The organism is Chryseobacterium sp. SIMBA_038 (genome assembly GCF_046535115.1).
Classification (GTDB): domain Bacteria; phylum Bacteroidota; class Bacteroidia; order Flavobacteriales; family Weeksellaceae; genus Chryseobacterium.
In genome coordinates, this window is sequence record NZ_JAWRXH010000499.1 from 1 (window position 1) to 228 (window position 228).

Below are 228 nucleotides of genomic sequence, written 5' to 3' on the forward strand. Positions count from 1 at the left end.
ATTGTTTTATGGTTAAATTATTCGCACGCCATAAACCTAGGCAAAGATTATCAAGGGCTTTTCGGGGATATGTTTGGGGCATCAAATGCAGTATTTACCGGGCTTTCTTTTGTAGGGGTTATTATTGCTATTTTACTTCAGAGGCAAGACTTGAAAGAAACAAAGGAAGAAGTTGTTAATCAGAATAAAACGCTGATGATGCAGAGGTTTGAAACAATTTTCTTCAAT

The 228-nt window shown here is 36.0% G+C and carries 1 pseudogene; it reads left to right on the forward strand.

The features are described 5' to 3' along the window. Window positions 1-228, forward strand: a pseudogene (locus tag SB689_RS24405) (hypothetical protein); the annotation flags it as partial.